The sequence below is a fragment of the Luteibacter sp. NPDC104163 genome (assembly GCF_055584245.1).
In genome coordinates this window covers 261,832-283,583 of sequence record NZ_JBVJMK010000003.1, presented here as the reverse complement: position 1 = coordinate 283,583, position 21,752 = coordinate 261,832, and the positions used below count along the sequence as shown (strand labels likewise).

Here is a 21,752-nt window from a genome sequence, read left to right as displayed (position 1 = left end):
GAACCGCTTTTTTGCGCCTACGATCAGAGTTGTCCAGCATTCTCAATCACGCCCGCGTCTCGCTCTGTTACGTTCGCGCGCTATCCCTATTGAAGCGGAATGAACATGACCATGCGTCGACCCGATCCCACAGAATGCGAACACTTGCATGCGCTCTGCGAGAGCTACGATGAGCGCGAGCGCTCCTCCCATGACCTCCTGAACGAAGCCACCGAATGGCTGCAGTACGCGCGGGGCGTGACGACGTTACTTGCGGACCTGATCCATGAAGCCGACAGCGTCGATCCCCAGGATATGGCCCTGTCACTCGAGGCGATCGCAGCGATGACGCGCCTTGGTGTGCATGGCGTTGCGCAGGCGCATGCGCAATGGCCATGGGATCGCGCATCGGCCTGAACTCGGAGTCGCTCAATCGGCCGACCGCCAGTCATTCCATGCGCAATCCCTTCGCGCGACCACCACGGAACGCTTTGATTGCTTTCGCGCGCCTTCGACATATGGCCGAAATTGCTTTGCGTAGACCTACTTACCGGCCTAATTTGCGTAAAACCGAAAATGTGTCGGGCGTCTCATAAGTTCGCGCCCTCGAAAACAGGGGGGCTGTCTTCGCGAACGAGGAGGGCGTCATGAACGAGCAGGGTTTCGGTAAGGTCTTCACGCGCACGCTGTTGGCTGGCGCGATTTTCGCTGCCGCGGCATCGATGGCGGCTTGCAGTGGCCACGGTTCCACGCACTCGGGCGGTGGCTCGGGGGGCACGGTGAACCCGGGCGGCGCTGGCGGTACCGGCGGTGGCACCGGTGGTGGCGATGGCTCGGGCGGCACGGGTGGCGGTGGCGACGGTTCCGGCGGTGGCGGCACGGGTGGTACCGGCGGCGGTTCGGGCGGCGGTAACGGTGGTGGCACCGGCGGTACGGGCGGCGGCACCGGTGGTGGCGACGGCGGCAATGGTGGCGGCAACGGCAACGGTGGCGGCGCGGGCGGTGGCGGTGGCACGCCGACGCCGGCGAGCAACGCGGTTGGCGCGGTAGCGACCGGCCTTGGCGGCATCATCGCGTCCGTTGGCGGCACGGTGACGGGTGTCGGTGCTCAGGTACCCGCCACGACCGTCCTGGGTGGCACCAACGGGCTCACCACGTCGGTAGGCAATGCCGTGCAGGATCTCGGTGGTGCGGTCACGACGCTCGGCAACGGTGTCACGAATGGCCTTGGCCAGACCGGCAACATCAGCGATCCGCTGGGTACCACCACGGACGTAGTGGGCAATGTCGTCACGCAGACCGGCGCGGCGGTGAATGATCTTGGTACGGGCGTCGGCACTGTCGGTGCCGGTACGCCGATCGCGCCGATCACCAGCACGCTGGGCACGGTCGTTGCCACGACCGGGTCCGGTGTGGAGAACCTTGGCACGCAACTGGGCACCGTGCTGGATTCCACGGCGGCCAACAGCCTGACCTCCGCGGTGAGTGGCGCAGTCACACCCATCGTCGCCTCGGTCGGCACGGCGACGAATCCTGAAAACTCAACCAACCTCGTCGCTGCCGTGGGCAACGGCGGCGGCTCGCTGGTCTCGGGCGTCGGTGCGGGCGTCGGTTCGCTGGCCTCAAGCGTGCAGGCGAACCCGGCACCGGGTGCGCTCGCTCCGTTGAGCACCACGGTAGGCAATACGCTCCAGGCCACCAGCGGCACGCTCGGCGCCGTGGGTACGACGCTGGGTAGCGGCCTGGGCAAGGCGCCCGATGCCAACCCGGTGGGTACGACGCTCGCGGGCGTGGGCGGCACCGTCACCTCGGTGGGTGGCGTCGTTGGCAACGTCGGCACGGGTGCGCTCGCACCGCTGTCGCCGGTGACGGGCGCGGTGGCGAATACGGTGGCCCAGGTCGGTAACGGCGTAACGGCCGCTGCATCCAGCCAGCCGCTCGCGCCGCTTACCAACACGCTCAACTCGGTAGTGAACGGCCTGGCGAATGCCACGACGCTCAACAACACCACGGGCAGCAACGGCAATGGCTCGGCAGGGTCTCAGCAGGACCCGCTTGGCGGCCTCCTGGGTGGGGTTGGAAACCTCCTCCAGCACAAGACCTCCACGCGGTAAGGCAGGGCGGAAGCGGTGCAATGCCGCTTCCGCACGCCTTGTAAGGACGGCGCCGGCGGCGCAACGCCGGCGCCACGCTTTGCCCGGTCAACACAAAGGAATTCCATGAACCGATGGTTGGGCTGCCTGCTTGGCATGGCCGTCGTGAGCTCCACCACCGCGCAGGTACGAGCGCCTGCGAACCCATTGCAGACCCTGCCGCGCACGGAAGCACCGCGCCAGGCCCCGGTGCAGGTGAACGTGCAGGCGCCCAGCGAGGCGCTGCAGGCGTTGCTTGCCACGAAACTCACGCCTACCCGCTTCGATGTCGTAGGCGTCAAATCGATCCCGTTTCCCGAGGTGGCGGCGCTGTTCGCCCCGATGCGCGGCAAGGCGATCACCGTGGGTGAGCTCGTCGCCGCGGCGGACAAGGTCACCGCGATGTACCGCGCGCGCGGCTACGCGTTGTCGTTCGCCTTCATTCCGGGGCAGGACTTCGCCAACGGCATCGTGCGCGTCACCATCGTCGAAGGCTACGTCGCCAAGGTGGATGTGCGCGGCGACACCGGCAACATGGACAAGCGCGTGCGCGCGATGGCGGCGCGCATCGTTGGTGAGCGCCCGCTGACGCAGGCAACGTTTGAACGTTATACCCAGCTACTGGGCCAGCTGCCTGGCGCGAAAGTGAGCGCCAGCGTACCCGCGCCGACGACCACCGACGGCGCAACGACGCTCGTGCTCGATGTGACCCGCAAGCGCTACGACCTCAGCTATGGCCTGGACTTCAATCACCCTGGTACGCAGGGTGTCTTCGCGCTGTCGGAAAACGGGCTGACCCCGCTGGGCGAACAGCTTAGCGTCGCCACGTTGTTCCCGAATGGTGGCAACCAGCGTCTGTACAACGTGGGCTGGACCGAACCGTTCGGCTCGGATGGCTGGCAGGGCAAGGTGGATGCCACGCGCTACTGGGGCACGCCGGATACGGATAACCAGTTGCCCGCGTACCTCGATCACCGCCTGACCCAGGATCGCCTGGCGTTATCGGCGCTCTATCCCATCAAGCTCTCGAACAGCGAACGGTTGAACCTCACGCTCGGTACGTATGCGTCGCGGCAGAGCGATGAATACCGCAACACCGAAACCGGCGTGACCCTCGCGCTGCAGTCCAGCGTCCGCGTACTGAATGCGGAGCTCGCCTGGGTCAAGGTCGCGAACAAGCGCTCGCGCCAGTTCAGCGTCGGCATCTTCCATGGCTTCGACGGACTGGGCGCATACTCACGCGCAGTCACAAACCTGCCCGTGCGGCTGGCGGTCGCCACGCCGGACGTGAAGTTCACCCGCTATACGATGAGTCTTGCCCTGGCGGATCCCTGGCCACATGGCTTCGGCACCGTGTTCCGCGCGCAAGGTCAGTACAGCGACAACACGCTGCCCTCGACGGAGCAGATCAACTTCGGTGGCCCGAGCTTCGCGTACGCGTACGATCCGGGCGACGCGGCGGGCGACAGCGGGTGGGCGGCTTCCGGTGAACTCAACCGCGGCTTCACCGTCGCTTCGAAGTGGCTGACGGGGCTGACGCCTTACGTGGCTTACCAGACCGCGCGCGTGTACCTGAATGGCGCGCGGCCGCTGATCGACCGGCTCGATTCCGCGGCACTCGGCGTGCGCGCCTCCGACGGCAAGCACTATTCCATCGACTTCGCGCTGGCCAGGCCGACCGGCGACAAACCCCCGGAGAGCAACCACCGCAGCCCGCGCTGGAACCTGACGTTCAGCTACAACCTCATGTAACACGGCTGATACGGTGGCTGTTTGCCACATCTTCACGGCGGCGGCGCCACGATGCGGGGAACCCGTCCGGACGCCGTGCCATGCCCCTGTCGCTGTATCCCTCACCCCTGCGTTACCACGAGTCGCTGGAGCAGATCGAGCCGGATGAGGTGGAGACGGCCGAGCAGCTGATCGCGACGCTGACCGACATCAACCAGACCACGCTGGAACACTCCGGCCACGCGTTGCGTTCGGTGCACGCGAAGAGCCACGCGCTGCTTACCGGTGAGCTGATCGTGCCTGACGACCTGCCGCGCGAGCTGGCGCAGGGTGTGTTCGCGAAGCCCGGCAGGTACGGCGTAGTGCTGCGTCTGTCGACGGTGCCCGGCGATATCCTCGACGACAGCGTTTCCACACCGCGCGGCATGGCGCTCAAGATCCTTGGCGTGGAAGGTGAGCGCTTGCCGGGGAGCGAAGGTGCGACGAGCCAAGACTTCGTGCTGGTGAACGGCCCGGCGTTCTCCGCGCCCAACGCGAAAAAATTCCTGAGCTCGCTGAAGCTCACCGCCGCGACCACCGATCGCGCGGAAGGGGCGAAGAAGGCGCTTTCCGCGGTATTGCGCGGCACCGAGCGTGTGCTGGAAGCCTTCGGTACGCGAAGCAGCACCCTGATCGCACTGGGTGGCCAGCCCGAAACAAATCCGCTCGGCGATACCTACTACAGCCAGGTGCCCCTGCGCTTTGGCGACTACGTGGTGAAGGTGAGCGTGGCGCCGCGCTCGCCCAACCTCACCGCGTTGACTGACGCTTCCCTCAACGTCAATGGAAAGCCCGATGGATTGCGCGACGCCATGCGCGAACACTTCGTCGCTCAAGGCGGTGAGTGGGATGTTCGCGTGCAGTTCTATACCGACCCGGAGACCATGCCGATCGAGGATGCCTCGGTACCGTGGCCCGAAGAGAAGAGTCCATACCTGGAAGTCGCCCGCCTGGTCGTGCCGCCGCAACCCGCGTGGAACGAGGCGCGCCGCGCCGCCATCGACGACGGCCTGGCCTTCAGCCCCTGGCACGGCGTGGTCGAACACCGCCCGCTGGGCTCCGTGATGCGCGCCCGCCGCCTCGCCTACAAAGTGATGGCCAAGTTCCGCGCGCACCACAACAAGGTGGATATCAGGGAGCCGAAAAGCCTGGACGAGCTGAAGCTGTAGATGCCGTTGTGGGAGCGCGCTTGCGCGCGATGGGCGTTGCGGCAAGCCCCATCGCGCGCAAGCGCGCTCCCACAAGGTCTGGTCTCTTACCAACCCATGTAATGGCCACCATTGATGGCCAGGTTGGAACCGGTGATCCAGCTGGATTCTTCGGAGGTAAGGAACGCCACGGCGTGGGCGATTTCCTCCGGACGGCCAAGGCGGCCCACCGGGATCTGCGCGATGATCTTGGCGCGGATATCTTCAGGCACGGCCATGACGAGGTCGGTACCGACGTAGCCCGGCGAGACGGTATTCACCGTGATGCCGAACCGCGCGTTCTCCTGCGCGAGCGAAATGGTGAAGCCATGCACGCCAGCTTTCGCCGCCGCGTAGTTGGCCTGGCCGTACTGGCCCTTCTGGCCGTTGATCGAGCTGATCTGCACGATCCGGCCCCACTGTCGCGAGCGCATGCCTTCGATCACCGGGCGGGTGACGTTGAAGCAGGCGTTGAGGTTGGTGTTCACCACCTCGGTCCACTGCTGGTAGTCCATCTTGTGGAACGTGCTGTCGCGCGTGATGCCGGCGTTGTTCACCAGGATCTCGACCGGCCCAGCAAGCGCTTCCACGTCGCGGATCATGTTCGCGGCCCCGACCGGGTCGGAGACGTCGCCGGGGACCATCACCACATCGATGCCGTCGCGGATCATGTCCTCGCGCCAGGCGGCCGCGCGGGCCTCGTCACGGTAGTTCGTGGCTACCTTGTGGCCCTGCCGGGCGAGGTAACGGACGATCGCCGTGCCGATGCCGCCGGTGCCGCCGGTGACCAGTGCGGTGCGTTGCGTCGTGCCGTGTTTCATGACTCACCAGGATCCCGTAAGTAAGTGACCCGCCGCGCGGGTAATCTGTTTTTATAGCGCCCGCGTGGCGGTAAGACTACTGCGGCGAAGCGCCGCAGGCTCGAAACCCGCCAGCGCAGCCGCAAGCGTGGCCTCCGGTGTGGCCGCCTCCGGCGCGTTTACGCCCAGCCAGGCCAACGCCCGGCGCAGCGCCGGCAGGGGGGCCGCCGGGTCCACCGGCAGGGCCTGCGCAGACTTGGAGAGCTTCTTCCCGTCGGCGTCCAGCACCAGGGGCAGGTGCAGGTAGCCGGGATGGGGCAGGCCGAGCAATTCCTGGAGGTAGATCTGCCGTGCGGTCGAATCGAGCAGGTCCACCCCACGAACCACGTGGTTCACCCCTTGGAAGCCGTCATCCACCACGCAGGCGAGCTGGTAAGCCCACAGGCCCTCGACGCGGCGGATGACGAAATCGCCGGCGACCTCGCGCAGGCTTTCCGCCTGCGGGCCCTGCAGGTCGTCGACCCAGTGGATCGTGCGATCCGGCGAGCGCAGGCGCCAGGCGGGCGGTCGCGAAGGGTCCGGCCGGCCTATGCAGGCGCCGTCGCGGTGCAGGCCGCCATGGGCAGCCAGTTCGGCCCGGCTGCACCAGCACGGGAAGACCTGGCCGGCGTAACGGAGGTGTTCGAATGCGGCTTCGTAGGCACTGCCGCGGGTCGACTGGAACAGGACCGGCTCGTCCGCCCGCAGGCCGAATGCGTCGAGTGCGGCCAGGATCCCCTCGGCCGACCCGGGAACCTCGCGCGGTGGATCGATGTCTTCCACTCGCACGAGCCAGTGCCCACCCGCGTGCCGGGCCGCCAGCCAGCTGCCGACCGCCGCCACCAGCGAACCGAAGTGGAGGGTACCGGTGGGCGAGGGCGCGAAGCGTCCGCGGTAGCTCATGCGGTTGGGCCGGGCACGGGTTGAGACGTTTCTCATGGCGTCAGGGACGAGGCCGCGACAGTGTAGGCGATCGCTAGCGCGTGCGGCCCGCATCGCGCGGGGCGCGGGTCATTCGGGCATTGAATCATTCAGTCTCCGCCCTAAAAAATGAGGTCAGGCGGCGCCACATAGCCAGCCGCTTCAGAGAGAGCAACCATGTTCAAACGTATCGCACTTTTCCTTGCCACCAACATCGCCGTCATCGCGCTGCTCAGCATCGTCTGCCACCTGCTGGGCGTCGACCAGTGGGCGGCCCAGCGCGGCATGGGCCTGGGTGGCCTGATCGTCTTCGCCTCCATCTTCGGCATGGGCGGCGCGTTCATTTCGCTGGCCATTTCCAAGTGGACGGCCAAGATGAGCACCGGCGCCAAGGTGATCACCGAGCCGCGCAACGAGACGGAGCGCTGGCTGCTCGAGACGGTGCGCCGCCACGCCGAAAAGGCCGGCATCGGCATGCCCGAGGTCGCGGTGTATGACGCGCCCGAGATGAACGCCTTCGCCACCGGCATGAGCCGCAACAACGCGCTGGTTGCGGTGAGCACCGGCCTGCTGCAGCAGATGGATCGCGAGCAGGTCTCCGCCGTGCTGGGCCACGAGATCGGCCACGTTGCCAATGGCGACATGGTCACCCTGACCCTCATCCAGGGCGTGCTGAACACGCTGGTGATCATCGCCGCGCGCATCGTCGGCCGCCTGATCGACAGCTGGCTGAGCGGCGGCCGCGAGCGGGAAGGCGAGGGCGGCATCGGCTATTTCGTGACGGTGATGGTGCTGCAGATCGTGTTTGGCCTGTTCGCGTCCATGATCGTCATGTGGTTCTCGCGCTGGCGCGAGTTCCGGGCGGACGCGGCGGGTGCGAACCTGGCCGGCCGTGCCTCGATGATCTCGGCCTTGCAGCGCCTGTCGGCCAACCACGGCGAGACCTCGCTGCCCCAGACGATCCAGGCGTTCGGTATCGCGGGGCACCTGGCGACGGGCATGAAGCGCCTGTTCATGAGCCACCCGCCCATCGAAGAGCGCATCGCCGCCCTCCAGGCGGCCCGCTAAGCCCCGCGCCCCGCTGCTTTTTGTGGGAGTGAGCTTGCGAACGATGCCCCCCCCCGTGGCGGCGCATCGTTCGCAAGCTCACTCCCACGGGGCGTCGCCCGCCCCAAAGACTTTTCTTTCGCCCCGCGGTCCCCATAATTCACGGTCTGTCCATCCCTGAAGGAACGGCACCGTGAGCCAGGAAACCCGCAAATTCGAAGCCGAGGTCGCCCAGGTCCTGCACCTGGTCACCCATTCCCTCTACTCGCACAAGGAAATCTTCCTTCGCGAGCTCATTTCCAACGCCTCCGACGCCTGCGACAAGCTCCGCTTCGAAGCCCTCGCCAACCCCGGCCTGGTCACCGAAGACGCCGAGCTACGCATCCAGGTCACCTGGGATCCGGAGGCCCGCACCATCAGCGTGCGCGACAACGGTATCGGCATGAGCCGCGAGGATGTGGTCGCCAATATCGGCACCATCGCCAGCTCGGGCACCCGCCGCTACCTCGAAGCCCTCTCCGGCGAGCAGAAGGCCGACTCGCGCCTCATCGGCCAGTTCGGCGTGGGCTTCTATTCCGCCTTCGTCGTGGCCGACAAGGTCACCGTGATCACCCGCCGCGCCGGCGAGCCGACCGAATCGGGCGTGCGCTGGGAGAGCGACGGCAAGGGTGAATACACCCTGGAGGAAACCAACGTCAGCGAACGCGGCACCACCGTGGTGCTGCACCTCAAGGCCGATGAGGACGAATTCCTCAAGGGCTGGCAGCTGCGCCAGCTGGTCACGAAGTACTCCGACCACGTCGCATTCCCTATCCGCATGCCGGAAGAAAAGGACGGCAAGCCGGATCCGAACGAGTGGGTGACGGTGAACTCCGCCTCGGCGCTGTGGGCGCGGCCGAAAAGCGAGATCACCGACGAGGAATACCAGAACTTCTACAAGGCGCTGGGCCACGACTTCAACGATCCGCTCGCCTGGGCGCACAACCGCGTCGAGGGCAGCCAGAGCTTCACCACGCTGCTCTACGTGCCGGAACAGCCGCCGTTCGACATGATGATGGGCGGTGGCCGCGAGGAGCGTAAGGGCCTCAAGCTGTACATCAAGCGCGTCTTCATCATGGATGCCGCCGAGGAGCTGCTGCCGAACTACCTGCGCTTCGTGCGTGGCGTGGTGGACGCGGACGACCTGCCGCTGAACGTCAGCCGCGAGATCCTGCAGCAGAACCGCCAGCTCGAGAAGATCAAGAGCTCGTGCGTGAAGCGCGTGCTGGACCTGCTCGAGAAGGTCTCGCGCGATGAGCCGGAGAAGTTCGCCACCTTCCTCGCCGGCTTCGGCAATACGCTGAAGGAAGGCATCGTCGAAGACGCCGCCAACCGCGAGCGCATCGCGAAGCTGCTGCGTTTCGCCTCGACCAAGGGCGAAGGCGCGGCGAAGACGGTCTCGCTGGACGACTACATCGGCCGCATGGCCGTGGGCCAGGATGCGATCTGGTACGTCACCGCCGATAGCTACGCGGCCGCCGCCGGCAGCCCGCAGATCGAGGCGCTAAAGGCCAAGGGCATCGAGGTGCTGCTGATGTCCGACCGCATCGACGAGTGGATGCTGGGCTACTTCACCGAGTACGAAGGCAAGCGCCTGCGCAACGTGGCGAAGGGCGATTTCCCGCTGGATGAAGCCGACAAGGCAAAGCAGGAAGCCGCCAACACGGCCGCCGCACCGCTGATCGAGCGCACCAAGGCCCTGCTCGGCGACAAGGTCAGCGACGTCCGCGTCTCGGCGCGCCTCACCGATTCGCCGTCGTGCCTGGCGCTGTCCGACTTCGACCTGGCCCCGCACCTGGCTCGCCTGTTGCGCGAAGCCGGCCAGGACGTGCCCGACTCGAAGCCGGCGCTTGAGCTCAACCCGGAACACCCGCTGGTGAAGCGCCTGGCCGCCGAAGGTGACGACAGCAAGGCAGGCGATCTCGCAAACCTGCTCTTCGAACAGGCCGAGATCACCGCCGGTGCCCAGCTCGCCGACCCGGCCGGTTTCGTGCAGCGCATGAACCGCGTCCTCCTGGGCTAACGAGCCCCCGTGGGAGCGCGCTTGCGCGCGATGGGCCATGCGACAAGGCCCATCGCGCGCAAGCGCGCTCCCACAGTGAGCCCGATGCATCCGGTATGGTTATGCCATGTCCGCGCTGCTCATCCTCTTTGTCTGCCTCGCCCTCGGCATCCTCTGCCGGCGTTATGCGAACCTGCCTGACGGCATCGTCCCGGGGATCAACTGGTGGGTGTTGAACATCGCGCTGCCGGCGCTGGTGCTCGGGTTGGTGCCGCAGGTCACCGTGGATCCGCACCTGTGGTTCCCGGTAGTGGGGATGTGGATCACCTTCTTCGGCGCGTGGGTGTTGTTTGCCACGCTGGGACGGATCTTCCAGTGGACGCCACAACGCATCGGTTGCCTGACGCTTGTGTGTGGCCTCGGCAATACGTCGTTCATGGGCTATCCGCTGATGGAGGCCCTGCACGGCAAGGAAGGGCTTTCAGTGGCGGTGATCGCCGACCAGCTCGGTTGTTTTCCGCTGCTGGCCGCGGGCGGGATCATCGTGGCATCGCTCTATTCGGGGAAGAGCACCAGCGGTGCGTTGATCGCGAAGCGCGTGCTGGGCTTCCCGCCGTTCGTCTGCCTGATCATCGGTGTGATCGCCGGCGTGTTTGGCGGCTGGCCGGCTGCCGTGGACAAGCTCTTGCTGCAGATCGGGCAGACCCTGACGCCGCTGGCGCTGTTCTCGGTCGGCCTGCAGTTCAAGCTGCACCTGCACCGTGACCAGGTCGGCGCCCTTGCCGCGGGCCTGGGCTGGAAGCTGGTGCTTGCCCCATTGATCGCGCTGGGCGTGGGCCTGGCGGCCGGTGTCGGTGGTGTGATCCTTACCGTAGGCGTGCTGCAGGCGGCCATGGCGCCGATGATCTCGGCGGCGATCCTGGCCGACCAGCATGGCCTGGAGCCGCGCCTGGCGAACACTGTGCTGGGGGCGGGCATCCTGCTCTCGCTGGCGACCATCCCGCTGGGCAACCTGTTCCTGCCAGCCTGAGGCTTGGGTTTGCCGCGCGGCGGCCGCACACTTCTCGCATGACCGAAACTTCCATGACCGCTGGCGTCCGCGCCGACGTGTGGCTCTGGGCCGCGCGCTTCTTCAAGACCCGCAGCCTGGCCAAGCAGGCCATCGACGGCGGCAAGGTGGAACTCAATGGCGCCGCCTGCAAGCCGGCCAAGACGGTGCATGTAGGCGACCAGCTGCGGGTCACCCGCGGCGAGGAGCGGCTCATCTGCCTCGTGGCCGGGCTGGCCGAGAAGCGTGGCCCCGCGCCCGAGGCGCAGAAGCTCTACCAGGAGACCGAGGAGAGCATCGCCGAGCGCGCCCGCATGCGCGAAGACCGCCGGCTCACCGGTGGCGCGCTGTTCCGGCCGGATGCCCGTCCCGACAAGCGCGACCGCCGTCTCATCCAGGACCTGAAGAAAACCCTCTGACGCTCGATGTCGCACCGCTTACGACCTGTGGGAGCGCGCTTGCGCGCGATAGGTCTTGCCGCTAGCACCCATCGCGCGCAAGCGCGCTCCCACAGGCGGTGGGCGTGAAACCTGTTTTCATCCGGCGTGAGATTTTGTAGCCTCGCGGCATCCCGGTGACGTCCCCACACCGGCGGAGGGATTCGCATGGTTCCAGCGTCAGGCATCGCACCGGGCCGGCTTGTCAGTCGGCATGGGCGGACGCGATCGCACGCCGTCCTGCTCGCGACGTCTGCGCTGCTGCTTCTCGCCGGTGTTGCCACGCCGCTGCTCGTCGCTGCCGGCGGCTCACTCGCCGCACATCCCGTCGCCACGGTGATCGCCGTTTTGCTTTGCATCGGCGGGCTTGGCCTTGCAGTCGCCTGGAAGGCGCTGGAGCCGGCAACCGTACTGTCCTTGCACGAGCGCGGTGTGGTTATCCAGCACACGCGCACGAAGACCAACGACTTCGTGCCGTTCGCGCACATGGCGGACCTTTATCTCTACCGGACAGGGCAGCAGGGCGGGTTCGTCAACGCGCTGGCATTCCGCCGCGATGCGCAATCGCCCTGGATCGATGTCCTCGACAATCTCGGTGACGCATTTCGCCTGCGTGGCGCGATCATCGAAGGGCAGTTGCGTGAGCGTGGCCCGCTGACCTTGCGTGCACTCGAAGCCGGTGAAGGCGTCGTCTTCCACACGGTAACGGACGAAGACCGCCACGCGCGGCGCCAGGGACGCGGCGCGCAGGATACGAAGGCAAGCGCGTTCTACCTGAGTCCGCTCGGCGTGGAGTTCGAAGGCATGACGATTCCGCTCGCGGACATCGCCTCCGTGGACGAAGGCACGACGTCCGGCTCGTTGCGGTTGCTCGATGAACGCGGCAACACCCTGTGGGGCGTGCACTACCTGTCGCTGTTCAGCGCGGACCTGTTCATCGTGCTGATGCGCACGCTGATCGAATCCCGCCATTACGGCCTGGGCGGCGTGACGAGCAACAAGAGCTACTAGAAGAACGCCTCCCGCCCCGGCCACCGGGCTGCTGAATTCTCAGGGCGGGGCGGAAGGCATCACGGCACCGATGGATGGAGAGTCGATAGGAGCCGTGATGGGGTGACTATAAGAGCGCCCAAACCGCGGGGGAATTCGATTGTTTGGATCGGAACGATAGGGCACCCCTATCGCTGCACCGCCCGGCTCTTGGCCTGTGGGAGCGCGCTTGCGCGCGATGGGTGCTCGCTGCAAACCCCATCGCGCGCAAGCGCGCTCCCACAAGGTGGGTTAGCGGAGCATCTTGCGCAGCTTGTACAGCTGCTCCAGCGCCTCACGCGGGCTGAGATCATCCGGGTCCACGGCACGCAGGGCTTCCTCCACCGGCGAAGGCAGCGGCGGCGCGAACAGTCCCATCTGCGGCGCAGGCGTCTCCGGGGCCGCGACCGCGGCGGTGACTTCGTGGCCTTGCTCCAGCGCCGCGAGGTAGCGCCGCGCGTCAGCGATCACCGTCTTCGGCAGGCCGGCCAGCGCAGCGACCTGCAGGCCAAAGCTGCGGTTGGCCGGGCCTTCCTTCACCGTGTGCATGAAGACCAGCTGGTCGCCGTATTCCACGGCATCCAGGTGCACGTTGGCGATGGTGCGGTATTCGCCAGCAAGTTCGGTCAGCTCGAAGTAGTGCGTGGCGAAAAGCGTGTACGCACAGCTGGTCGCAGCGAGATGCACTGCGGCGGCGCGGGCGAGCGAGAGGCCGTCGTAGGTACTCGTGCCACGGCCCACTTCGTCCATGAGCACCAGGCTGCACTCGGTGGCGTTGTGCAGGATGTTCGCCGTCTCGCTCATCTCCACCATGAAGGTGGACTGGCCGCGCGACAGGTCGTCGCCCGAACCGATGCGGGTGAAGATACGATCGATCGGGCCGATGATGGCGGCCGACGCCGGCACGTAGCTGCCGACATGCGCGAGCAGCACGATCAGCGCGTTCTGGCGCATGTAGGTCGACTTACCGCCCATGTTCGGGCCGGTGATCATCAACATGCGCCGCGACTTGTCGAGGTTCAGGTCGTTCGGCTCGAACGGTTCGTCGCGCACCTTCTCGACCACCGGGTGGCGGCCGCGCTCGATGCGGATGCCCGGCACGTCGGTGAGGACCGGCGCCGCCCAGTCGAGGGCCTCCGCGCGCTCGGCCAGGTTGGCCAGCACGTCGAGTTCGGCCATGGCAGAGGCCGCGACCTTGAGCGTACCGAGCTGTTCGATCAGCTTGTCGAGCAGCAGCTCGTACAGGGCACGCTCGCGCATCAGCGAGCGCTCCTTCGCCGATAGCACCTTGTCCTCGAACTGCTTCAGTTCCTCGGTGATGTAGCGCTCGGCGTTCTTCGTGGTCTGCCGGCGCGTGTAATGCGTCGGTGCCTTCTCCGCCTGCGCCTTGGTGATCTCGATGTAATAGCCGTGCACGCGGTTGTAGCCGACCTTGAGCGTCGGGATACCGCTGCTGGCCTTTTCGCGTTCTTCCATGTCGACCAGGAACTGGTCGGCGTTGGTCGACAGGCGGCGCAGCTCGTCGAGTTCGTCGTCGTAACCATCGGCGAGGACACCGCCATCACGCAGCAGCACGGGCGGCTGTTCGATGATGGCTCGGGCGAGCAGGGCGGCGGTATCGGCGTGGTCACCGATGCGCTGCACCAGGTCGTGCAGCAGCGGGCTGTCGACGCCTTCGATCTCCTCGCGCAGGCGCGGTGCGGCGGCGAGGCCATCGCGCAGCGTGGAAAGATCGCGCGGGCGTGCCGAGCGCAGGGCCACGCGGGCGAGGATGCGTTCCAAGTCGCCGACGCCGCGCAGCTTCTCGCGCAGCGTGCCATGGCGGCGCGTATCGATCAGCGCGCCGATCGCCTGGTGGCGGCCGCGCAGCAGCGCGCGATCGCGCAGCGGGCGGTTCAGCCAGCGGCGGAGCAGGCGGGCGCCCATCGGCGTCACGCTTTCGTCGAGCACGCCGAGCAGGGTGTTTTCGACGTTGCCGCTCTGGTGCGTGTCGATCTCCAGGTTGCGCCGGGTAGCGGCATCCATGGCGATCGTTTCGCTGGCGTTCTCGACGGCCATGCCGGTGAGGTGCGGCAGCGCGCTCTTCTGGGTTTCCTCGACATAGCCGAGCAGGCAACCGGCGGCCGCGACGGCGAGCGGCAAGCCATCCACGCCGAAGCCGCGCAGGTCGCGGGTCTTGAAGAAGCGGCACAGCTCGCGCGTCGCCGCATCGCCATCGAAGTGCCAGGGCTGGCGCTTGCGCACGCCGGGCAGGGAGGTGACGAGCTTCGGCCACGCCACGTCTTCGCTGACCAGGGTTTCGGCCGGCTGCAGGCGGGCGAGTTCACCGGCAAGGCCTTCGGCGGTGGCGGTTTCGGTGAGCAGGAAGCGGCCGGTGGAAAGATCCACCCAGGCCATGCCGTAACCCTTCGGGCCCGCGGCGATCGAGAGCAGCAGGTTGTCGCGGCGCTCTTCCATCAGCGCGGCATCGGTGACGGTGCCCGGGGTGACGATGCGCACGACCTCGCGCTTCACCGGCCCCTTGGAGGTGGCCGGATCGCCGATCTGTTCGCAAAGGGCCACGGATTCGCCGAGCTTCACCAGGCGGGCCAGGTAACCCTCCACCGCGTGGTAGGGCACGCCTGCCATGGGGATCGGCGCACCGGCCGACTGGCCGCGCTGGGTCAACGTGATATCGAGCAGGCGCGCCGCCTTGCGGGCGTCGTCGTAGAACAGCTCGTAGAAGTCACCCATCCGGAAAAACAGCAGGATATCCGGGTGTTCCGCCTTCGCCGCCAGGTACTGGCGCATGAACGGCGTATGCCCGGCCGCCGAGGCGATGTCTTCTGCTAAAGCCATGATTTTGCTTGGTTCCATGCCGAAGGCGTGCCACCCATGGCACGCCGGTCGTACATGATACCGCCCCGGGCAGTGCGAGCACTGCCCTCGGACTCCGGGTATCGCTTCCCAGCCGGATGTCCGAAACTAGCGGCTGGACGCGGCGAGAGAGCAAAAGTGAATAGCGAAGGCCTTGACCTGACGCCCCTGGAGCGTGCCGTGAGTCGGCTCCGTGAGGGTCTGGAACGTTACGAGCGCGACATCACTGACGACCAGATTCGCGATGGTTTGATCCAGCGTTTCGAGTTCACGTACGAAATCAGCCACAAGATGCTGAAGCGCTTCCTGGAAATGACCTCCGCGAATCCTGCCGAATTCGACGCCATGAGCTTCCAGGAGTTGATCCGCAGTGGTAACGAGCGAGGGCTCCTGCGGAAGGATTGGCCTGCGTGGCGGAACTACCGTGACATGCGCGGCAGGACTAGCCATACCTACGCTGAGAACGTTGCTCTGCAGGTGGTGGCGGGTATTCCTGATTTTCTTGACGAGGCTACGTTTCTTCTCGCGCGCCTTCGCCCCTCGGCATGACGGACGTCGCACCGCCCGAAATCGACATCGACGCCCAGCAATGGGGCATCGTGCGTGACATTCTGCAACGGCATGTGCCGCAGTTCGATGTCTTTGCCTTCGGCTCGCGCGCCAGGCGCAGTTCCAAGCCTTACTCGGACCTTGATATCGCGGTGATCAGTGATGTGCCGCTGCCCCTCGAACTCACCGCTGCGCTAGCAGAGGCGTTCTCCGAATCGGACCTTCCATGGAAGGTTGATGTAGTGGACTGGGCGTCGACAGACGAGTCGTTCCGCAAGGCAATCGAACGCGACAAAGTCCTGCTGAATCCCGGCACGAACAGACCGTCATCCGACGAAAGTCCAGCGTAGGAGCACGCTTGCGCGCGATGGATGATCGCGGCAGGCCCGCATCGTGCGCACACGCACCCCTACGATGGCCTCAGCAAGAGCGATGAGCTACGTCAGGGCCGGATGCTTCGGCTCCCCAGCGGCGTACGCCGTGGCTGTTGCAGGCGAGCGAGCTGGGCAGCGATGGCGGCGAGCGTCCGCGGGCCGACGAGGCCATCCGCGCCAAGCTTGTGCAGGCGCTGGAACGCCCGCACAGCCTCGGCGGTCCCGGGGCCGAACACGCCGTTGATCTCCAGCGGGCGCCCTTTGCCATCGGTGAAGCACAGGCGCATCAGGTTCGTCTGCAGGGCGCGTACATCCAGGCCCCACATGCCCTCCCTGAGCAGGCGTGGTGGCTGCTCGACCGCCGGCAGCAGGCCGAGCCCGGCGGAAAGATCCTGCATGGTGAAGGGCGATAGCCGGGCCTCCCATGCATCGAAACGCGCCTGGCGATCGTCCAGGCCATTGAAGCCGCCGTTGATAGCGAGCGTCGCGGCCCTGACGTCCTGCAGAGCCGAGATCGGCACGCGCGTCTGCCAGAACCAGATCGCGATGTGCGAGGCCGTCTCGGGCTCCGCGGCAAGGCCCGGGATGCCGAGCAGATCGATGCGCAACTCGTCGGCCGCCGCGCGGTAGTTGTCCTTCCCGGTGAGCTGGATGTAGCCGCGGCCGCGGTACCGCCAGCCATCGCCCGGCGCGTCGTTGCCAAGCCGGCCGCCGTACATGAGCTCGGCCAGCGATTCCGGCTTGCCCTGCAGGGCGAGTTTCTGAGCGGCCTCGAGCGCCTCACGGCCCTCGCGCCACGCCGAGCGTACGGGGATGTGCTCAATCCCGCGGCTGTAGCGGAAGCTTTCCTCAAGCACGCTCAGCCCGTTCGATTCATGGCACACCTGCGCCATGAAGTTCGCCAGTTCCAGTGGATGGATGATGCCGGCCGCGTAGGCCAGTGTCGCCAGTTGTGATTCGCGGTTCATGGTGATGCGTCGTCCCTTGCCTTGCGGTTCCGTGGGCCCACTCCGTGAGCCGGGTGCACGGTAACGCGCGGCGGACTACAACGTCCGGCGGGTATGCCTGTGAGTTGTGTAGGCGAAAGGTGACGCTGGGGGTCGGGGATTTCCCTACGGGCGCAGCGTTTTGACCACGCGGCACGCTAGTATTCGGTCCATGCCCACGGGAAAGGAAACCATCAGCATGCGACGCTTGGCTATTGGAAAAGCACTGTTCGCGATCGCGGGCCTGTTAGCGATCAGCAGCGGGGCTTCTGCGGCGTCATCCAGTGCCGAAGAGAAGGTCTTCCGGCCATCAACGTTGGACAAGGGCATTGCAGGCGCGGGTATCGCCCAAACCGCGAACGACCGAACCGCCCTTGTGGGCGAGTGGGGCTATCGGACTGACTGCAACCTCGGCCACGACGTGGAGGTCACCATCCACGAGGGGTCGTCCGCGTTCGAAGGAACCTGGTCAGACGGTACGCGGACGACCGGTAGCCAGGGCCACCTCCAGGGCGCATGGTACGACGGCACCCTTGCCGTTCGCTTCTGCTCGGACGATGACGAGCGCGGCGGTTACCCAACCTGTCCCGCCTACAGCGAAGTCGCGGCCTACATGACAGCGGAGGGCGGGAAGCTGGCGTGGTACCGCGCCACCGGTGCGGCGGGAGGGAAGGGGGAACAGTATGTTGTTCTTGATCGCAAGCCGAAGGGCGGCGACGTGCCTAAGGTTACGAAGTGCAAGGGTGGCGGTTAGTCAGGCGCGATCCGGAAAGGTTACGCGCCTGAAGCGGGGCGCTGATCAAGGCCCGTGAGGCCGCATCGAAGCCTGTTGTGCCTGGTTCTGGGCCTGCGTTGCCTGCTGGGTCTGTGCCTCTTGTTGATGAGTGGCGGCCGCCGCGGTCCAGCGCTGAGAACTCTGCTCCAATGGCGTGCTGATCGCTTGATGCGTGCTCACTTCGACGTACTTCTTGTGCGGCGAATTCAACTCCCCCTGAACCGCGTACGCCGTGCTGCCATCGTCATTCAGCACCACATGGTTGATCTGTTTCAGACCATCCCTCGCCGCAGCAACGGCGAGTGCTCCTGCGAGCTTTTGCGTGTTCTCATCAGGCTTGCGTCCCAGATCCTTGTCGACGGCCGACGCGCCCCGGTAAGCCTGTGTAAAAAGTTCATGGCCTGGGTGGTCCGCTCGCCGGATGTCCGAATCATTGCGCGGTGGGGTTGGAATCGGCGCGCCGTACGTGGCGGTGCCCAGCGCATTCGCCGTGGCCGGATCCGAAAAGCGCTCGGACACACGGTGCATGGCGGCCCGCGTGGCGTCGAGCAGGCTATTGCCGGCGTCTCGCGCCATCTGCGCGCCGTGGATGGCCTCGCCGGCGGTGTAGAGAGCCTGGCCGGCCATTGTCGCAACCATTGCCTCGGCCGAGCCGCGCATGGCGCGCGCACCGATCAGCGCCGGATCCGTCAGGTTTGACGTAAGGGCGGCTCGACGGTTGAGAACGTCTTCGCGAAATCCGTCCACGAGCGCCTTGTTGTCCTCATATCGCTTCGCCGTGACGTCGTTGACGATGCTGGGATTCCCGACTCGCTGATCGAAGTTATCGATGTAGTGGGCGCCGACATCGATACTGTCAAGCATCTTTCCCAGGCCAGGGTGCGCGGAGGATCCATAACCGGCCGCCTTCAAGGCATCGATATCAGATGAGGTGGCATAAACGCGCACCTGTCCAAAATGTTGGCTTGCCGCGCTCACGGCATCGGTTGCACGCACATGGTTGATCATCTGGTCACCGCCGGAAACATCGTGTCCCCTGAGGCCGACAATGCCGTATGCGTTAAACGTTTCGCCGCAGAGCCCGAACTTTTCGGCGTTGAGTTGGGCGAGACCACCTCCGAGCGAGTGGCCGGTCACAGTGACTACCTGCTGAGCGTCCGTGTCGCCTCTGTGATCCATGGCGCGCTTCAGCGTATTTGCGGTGTAGATCTCGGACTCGATGGCCTGTAGATCAATACGGGAACCTACCATCGTTGCGTCAATCAACCCATCCACTGGGTCATCGGTTCCCCGGAAAGCAATGATTAGCTCGTTGGTGCTAACTTGTCGATAGGTCGTCGCTGAGAACCCGGTGACGAGACTGTCAGCGGAGTCGACGACTTCGAATTCCTTGTCTTCATAGCGGAAGAATTTGCTGTCCTGCATTCTCTGGTAAGACCGAGCAGAAAGATGGGCGTAAACGTTGGTGGATTCACTCATGGGGTAGCCTTCCTGGCGACTAGATTGATCTGAAACGTTTCATCAGGGTGGTCGAACCCCGCTTTGTCGTAAAGTCCGGTGTCGACCAAACTCTTCGATGCATGATTGAACGATCGGCGCGAGAAATAGGTGGTGACACTGCCCTTGGCGTAGCGACCCACGGGTGGGATGACGGTAACAAAGCGTCGGTTCTGTACCACCGCGGCGACGCTGACGAGGCTTAGGGTCCAATGGCACACGCCATGGCCGTAGTAATCACCATCCAACAGCGCGTCAGCCGTGAACGACGTTCGGTAAGTTTCTCCGGCCTTGGTCACGGAAAGTGGTATCTCGTGTCGCGGTGTAATGCGAGCGCCCGATACCGGGGTGAGCGGGACGCACGACCTATCCTCGACTTCATAAACGGCTTCTGCCTCGACTTCGTCGAATGGGCCTGGGGCGCCGACAATAGAAGCATCAATTGTGTAGTGCTGCGTTGGATGCGGGTTTAGCTCAACCGATGGCTCGCCGGTCGGATTGGCACAACTCGTCAGGAGTAGGGCGACGCCGGTAAGTAGCGTAACCCTCACCTTGGAACCAAATACCCGGGATCTGGTGTCATCCCTCATCGCGTCATACCGCCAGCACCGGCACATCCGCCTTCTTCAACAGCCGCGACGTGAAGTACTTATCCTGGTAGTACTTGATCTTGTCGCACATCACCGGGTGTGGGATGCCTTCGAAGAAGAACACTTCCTTGTCGGTGCCCATGGCCTTGAGTTCCTGCGGGAGCATGAGCGCACGCTTCTCTTCGGTCTTGCTCTTGCTGTCACCGCCCTTGCTCTTGGTGACGTTGGTCTTGGTGACCGTCGTGTAGCCGAGCATCTCGGAGTAGTCGTTCGCGTCCTGCTGTTCGCGCGGGGCGTAGACGATCTGTAGCGCGTGGTTGGTAATGACGGTGCGCGAGACATCCTTGCCGTATACGGCATCGAGCTGGGCCATGCTCTGGATGATGGGGAGCAGGCGGATGTTGTAGCCGGCCATGTACGACACGGCCGAAGCGATGATTTCGACCTTGCCAATCGACGTGAACTCGTCCATCAGTAGCAGGCACTGGTGCTTCAGTTCCGGATTGTTCTGCGGCAGCTCCTTCGTATTGAGGTTGATGAGCTGGCTGAAGAACAGGTTCACGATGAGGCGGCTTTCAGCCAGCTTGTTCGGCTGGATACCGATATAAATAGTCATGCGCTTCTTGCGCACATCGGTGAGCAGGAAGTCGTCGTGGCTGGTGGCGGCGTCCAGCACCGGGTTGAGCCACGCGTTCAGCGGCTCCTTGAAGGTGCCGAGGATCGAGGCGAACGTCTCCGCAGCCTGCGAGAGCAGGTTGGCGAAGGCCGACTTGGCGTTGGCGCTGAGGAAGGCCTTTTGCGACAGGGCGCCGTACAGCTCGCGAAGGTCGGTGCCGTCGCCCGACGAGAGGCGGTAGATCATGCCCAGCGTCGGCTTGTCGCGGAGCATCTCGGGCAGGTTGTTCTTCTCGTCGTGCTCCCACTTCTCGCAGAGGTACAGCGAGAACGCCATGAAGGCATTGCGGGCCTGGCTCACCCAGAACTTCTGGTCGTCCGAGCCGTCGGGGTAGAGCATCGAGGCGATGCTCATGAGATCCGAGACACGGAACGCCGGGTCCTTCGAGACGTAGCTCAACGGATTCCAGCGGTGCGTGCGGCGATCTTCCGCAAACGGATTGAACAGGTAGATCTCCTGGCCCTGGCTGGCGCGCCAGCCGCTGGTCAGGTCGAAGTTCTCCTGCTTGATGTCGAGCACGACCACCGATTCCTGGTAATCCAGCAGGTTCGGGATGACCACGCCCACACCCTTGCCGGAACGGGTGGGCGCGGCCAGGATCACGAACTGCTGGCCGGGCAGGCGGACCAGATCGCCCTTGAAGCGGCCGACGAGGACACCATTCGGAGCGGGGTCGAGCATCTTTTGCTTGCGCAGGTCAGCCGCACGGGCGAAGCGGGCGTCGCCGTGGGTAGACTGCTTCTTCTTCCGGTACATGAGGTACGTCACGACGGCCCAGACCAGCATGGGCACGAAGAAACCTATGGCCCCCGCCGTGACGATCTTCCATGCGTAAGGGGCGTACTGCGGTACATGCAGCACCCGCACGTACGAGATGTACGTGGTGAATTCCAGGGCGACGCCCTTGATCCCCATGAATAGCTGCGTCAGGTAGCCTGAAAACACCTCGCCCACCGCCAGGGCCGCCACGAACAAGCCGGTTGCCCAATACCCCTTGGTTTTACTCATGTCTCTCTTCC

General features: G+C 65.3%; 19 protein-coding genes. 12 read left to right on the top strand and 7 right to left on the bottom strand.

The annotated features are described in order from the left end of the window. Positions 1–99 precede the first annotated feature (99 nt). The 4 genes from ACZ6YI_RS06150 to ACZ6YI_RS06135 all read left to right on the top strand — a co-directional run bounded on the left by ACZ6YI_RS06150 (position 100) and on the right by ACZ6YI_RS06135 (position 5,050). Positions 100–396, top strand: coding sequence for a hypothetical protein (locus ACZ6YI_RS06150; protein WP_465777876.1), 297 nt, complete (start codon positions 100–102; stop codon positions 394–396). 230 nt (positions 397–626) lie between these two features. After that, positions 627–2,093 carry a collagen-like triple helix repeat-containing protein gene (locus tag ACZ6YI_RS06145; RefSeq protein ID WP_465777875.1) on the top strand — a complete coding sequence of 489 codons (1,467 nt, stop codon included), beginning with the start codon at positions 627–629 and terminating at the stop codon, positions 2,091–2,093. A gap of 105 nt (positions 2,094–2,198) precedes the next feature. Next, positions 2,199–3,863, top strand: a complete 1,665-nt coding sequence (locus ACZ6YI_RS06140; protein WP_465777874.1) for a ShlB/FhaC/HecB family hemolysin secretion/activation protein — start codon at positions 2,199–2,201, stop codon at positions 3,861–3,863. 80 nt (positions 3,864–3,943) lie between these two features. Continuing rightward, positions 3,944–5,050: a catalase family protein gene (locus ACZ6YI_RS06135; RefSeq protein WP_465777873.1), complete on the top strand. Its 1,107-nt coding sequence runs from the start codon at positions 3,944–3,946 to the stop codon at positions 5,048–5,050. 86 nt (positions 5,051–5,136) lie between these two features. Here ACZ6YI_RS06135 and phbB read toward each other — a convergent pair whose 3' ends face one another. Both phbB and gluQRS read right to left on the bottom strand, forming a co-directional pair. Continuing rightward, positions 5,137–5,889 (bottom strand): acetoacetyl-CoA reductase, encoded by a 753-nt coding sequence (gene phbB, locus ACZ6YI_RS06130; protein ID WP_440326649.1) that lies wholly within the window; start codon positions 5,887–5,889, stop codon positions 5,137–5,139. Positions 5,890–5,940: 51 nt separating this feature from the next. Then, on the bottom strand, positions 5,941–6,810 hold the full coding sequence (gene gluQRS, locus ACZ6YI_RS06125; protein ID WP_465777872.1) for a tRNA glutamyl-Q(34) synthetase GluQRS: 870 nt from the start codon (positions 6,808–6,810) through the stop codon (positions 5,941–5,943). A gap of 195 nt (positions 6,811–7,005) precedes the next feature. On the opposite strand from gluQRS, the gene htpX reads away from it, so the two are divergent. The 5 genes from htpX (at position 7,006) to ACZ6YI_RS06100 (ending at position 12,412) form a co-directional block, all read left to right on the top strand. Beyond that, complete coding sequence (gene htpX, locus ACZ6YI_RS06120; protein ID WP_465777871.1) at positions 7,006–7,896, top strand: protease HtpX; 891 nt, start codon at positions 7,006–7,008, stop codon at positions 7,894–7,896. 172 nt (positions 7,897–8,068) lie between these two features. Then, positions 8,069–9,937 (top strand): molecular chaperone HtpG, encoded by a 1,869-nt coding sequence (gene htpG / locus ACZ6YI_RS06115; protein WP_465777870.1) that lies wholly within the window; start codon positions 8,069–8,071, stop codon positions 9,935–9,937. A 106-nt stretch (positions 9,938–10,043) separates the two neighbouring features. Next, a complete protein-coding gene (locus tag ACZ6YI_RS06110) occupies positions 10,044–10,946 on the top strand; it encodes an AEC family transporter (protein WP_465777869.1) in 903 nt (300 codons plus the stop codon). Positions 10,947–10,984: 38 nt separating this feature from the next. Beyond that, the gene (locus tag ACZ6YI_RS06105; RefSeq protein WP_465777868.1) at positions 10,985–11,383 is read left to right on the top strand and encodes an RNA-binding S4 domain-containing protein; all 399 of its coding nucleotides are present in this window, start codon (positions 10,985–10,987) and stop codon (positions 11,381–11,383) included. Positions 11,384–11,569: 186 nt separating this feature from the next. Further along, positions 11,570–12,412: a hypothetical protein gene (locus tag ACZ6YI_RS06100; protein ID WP_465777867.1), complete on the top strand. Its 843-nt coding sequence runs from the start codon at positions 11,570–11,572 to the stop codon at positions 12,410–12,412. A 270-nt stretch (positions 12,413–12,682) separates the two neighbouring features. Here the strand turns inward: ACZ6YI_RS06100 and mutS are convergent, their stop codons facing one another. Then, complete coding sequence (gene mutS / locus ACZ6YI_RS06095; RefSeq protein WP_465777866.1) at positions 12,683–15,268, bottom strand: DNA mismatch repair protein MutS; 2,586 nt, start codon at positions 15,266–15,268, stop codon at positions 12,683–12,685. Positions 15,269–15,424: 156 nt separating this feature from the next. Here mutS and ACZ6YI_RS06090 point away from each other — a divergent pair, with 156 nt between their 5' ends. Together ACZ6YI_RS06090 and ACZ6YI_RS06085 are read left to right on the top strand one after the other, a co-directional pair. Then, a complete protein-coding gene (locus ACZ6YI_RS06090; protein ID WP_465777865.1) occupies positions 15,425–15,835 on the top strand; it encodes a nucleotidyltransferase substrate binding protein in 411 nt (136 codons plus the stop codon). Then, on the top strand, positions 15,832–16,185 hold the full coding sequence (locus tag ACZ6YI_RS06085) for a nucleotidyltransferase family protein (protein WP_465777864.1): 354 nt from the start codon (positions 15,832–15,834) through the stop codon (positions 16,183–16,185). Before ACZ6YI_RS06090 ends, ACZ6YI_RS06085 begins: the two co-directional genes overlap by 4 nt. 92 nt (positions 16,186–16,277) lie before the next feature. Here ACZ6YI_RS06085 and ACZ6YI_RS06080 read toward each other — a convergent pair whose 3' ends face one another. Next, positions 16,278–17,177, bottom strand: coding sequence for a peptidoglycan-binding protein (locus tag ACZ6YI_RS06080; protein WP_465777863.1), 900 nt, complete (start codon positions 17,175–17,177; stop codon positions 16,278–16,280). A 217-nt stretch (positions 17,178–17,394) separates the two neighbouring features. Between ACZ6YI_RS06080 and ACZ6YI_RS06075 the strand changes: the two genes are divergently transcribed. Beyond that, the gene (locus ACZ6YI_RS06075; protein ID WP_465777862.1) at positions 17,395–17,949 is read left to right on the top strand and encodes a hypothetical protein; all 555 of its coding nucleotides are present in this window, start codon (positions 17,395–17,397) and stop codon (positions 17,947–17,949) included. Positions 17,950–17,994: 45 nt separating this feature from the next. Here ACZ6YI_RS06075 and ACZ6YI_RS06070 read toward each other — a convergent pair whose 3' ends face one another. The 3 genes from ACZ6YI_RS06070 to ACZ6YI_RS06060 are packed head-to-tail and all read right to left on the bottom strand — an operon-like array spanning position 17,995 to position 21,741. After that, positions 17,995–19,449 carry an XVIPCD domain-containing protein gene (locus ACZ6YI_RS06070; protein WP_465777861.1) on the bottom strand — a complete coding sequence of 485 codons (1,455 nt, stop codon included), beginning with the start codon at positions 19,447–19,449 and terminating at the stop codon, positions 17,995–17,997. Further along, positions 19,446–20,057: a hypothetical protein gene (locus ACZ6YI_RS06065; RefSeq protein WP_465777860.1), complete on the bottom strand. Its 612-nt coding sequence runs from the start codon at positions 20,055–20,057 to the stop codon at positions 19,446–19,448. The genes ACZ6YI_RS06070 and ACZ6YI_RS06065 overlap by 4 nt, the downstream gene beginning before the upstream one ends. Positions 20,058–20,061: 4 nt before the next feature. Further along, positions 20,062–21,741: a type IV secretory system conjugative DNA transfer family protein gene (locus ACZ6YI_RS06060; protein ID WP_465777859.1), complete on the bottom strand. Its 1,680-nt coding sequence runs from the start codon at positions 21,739–21,741 to the stop codon at positions 20,062–20,064. Positions 21,742–21,752 lie beyond the last annotated feature (11 nt).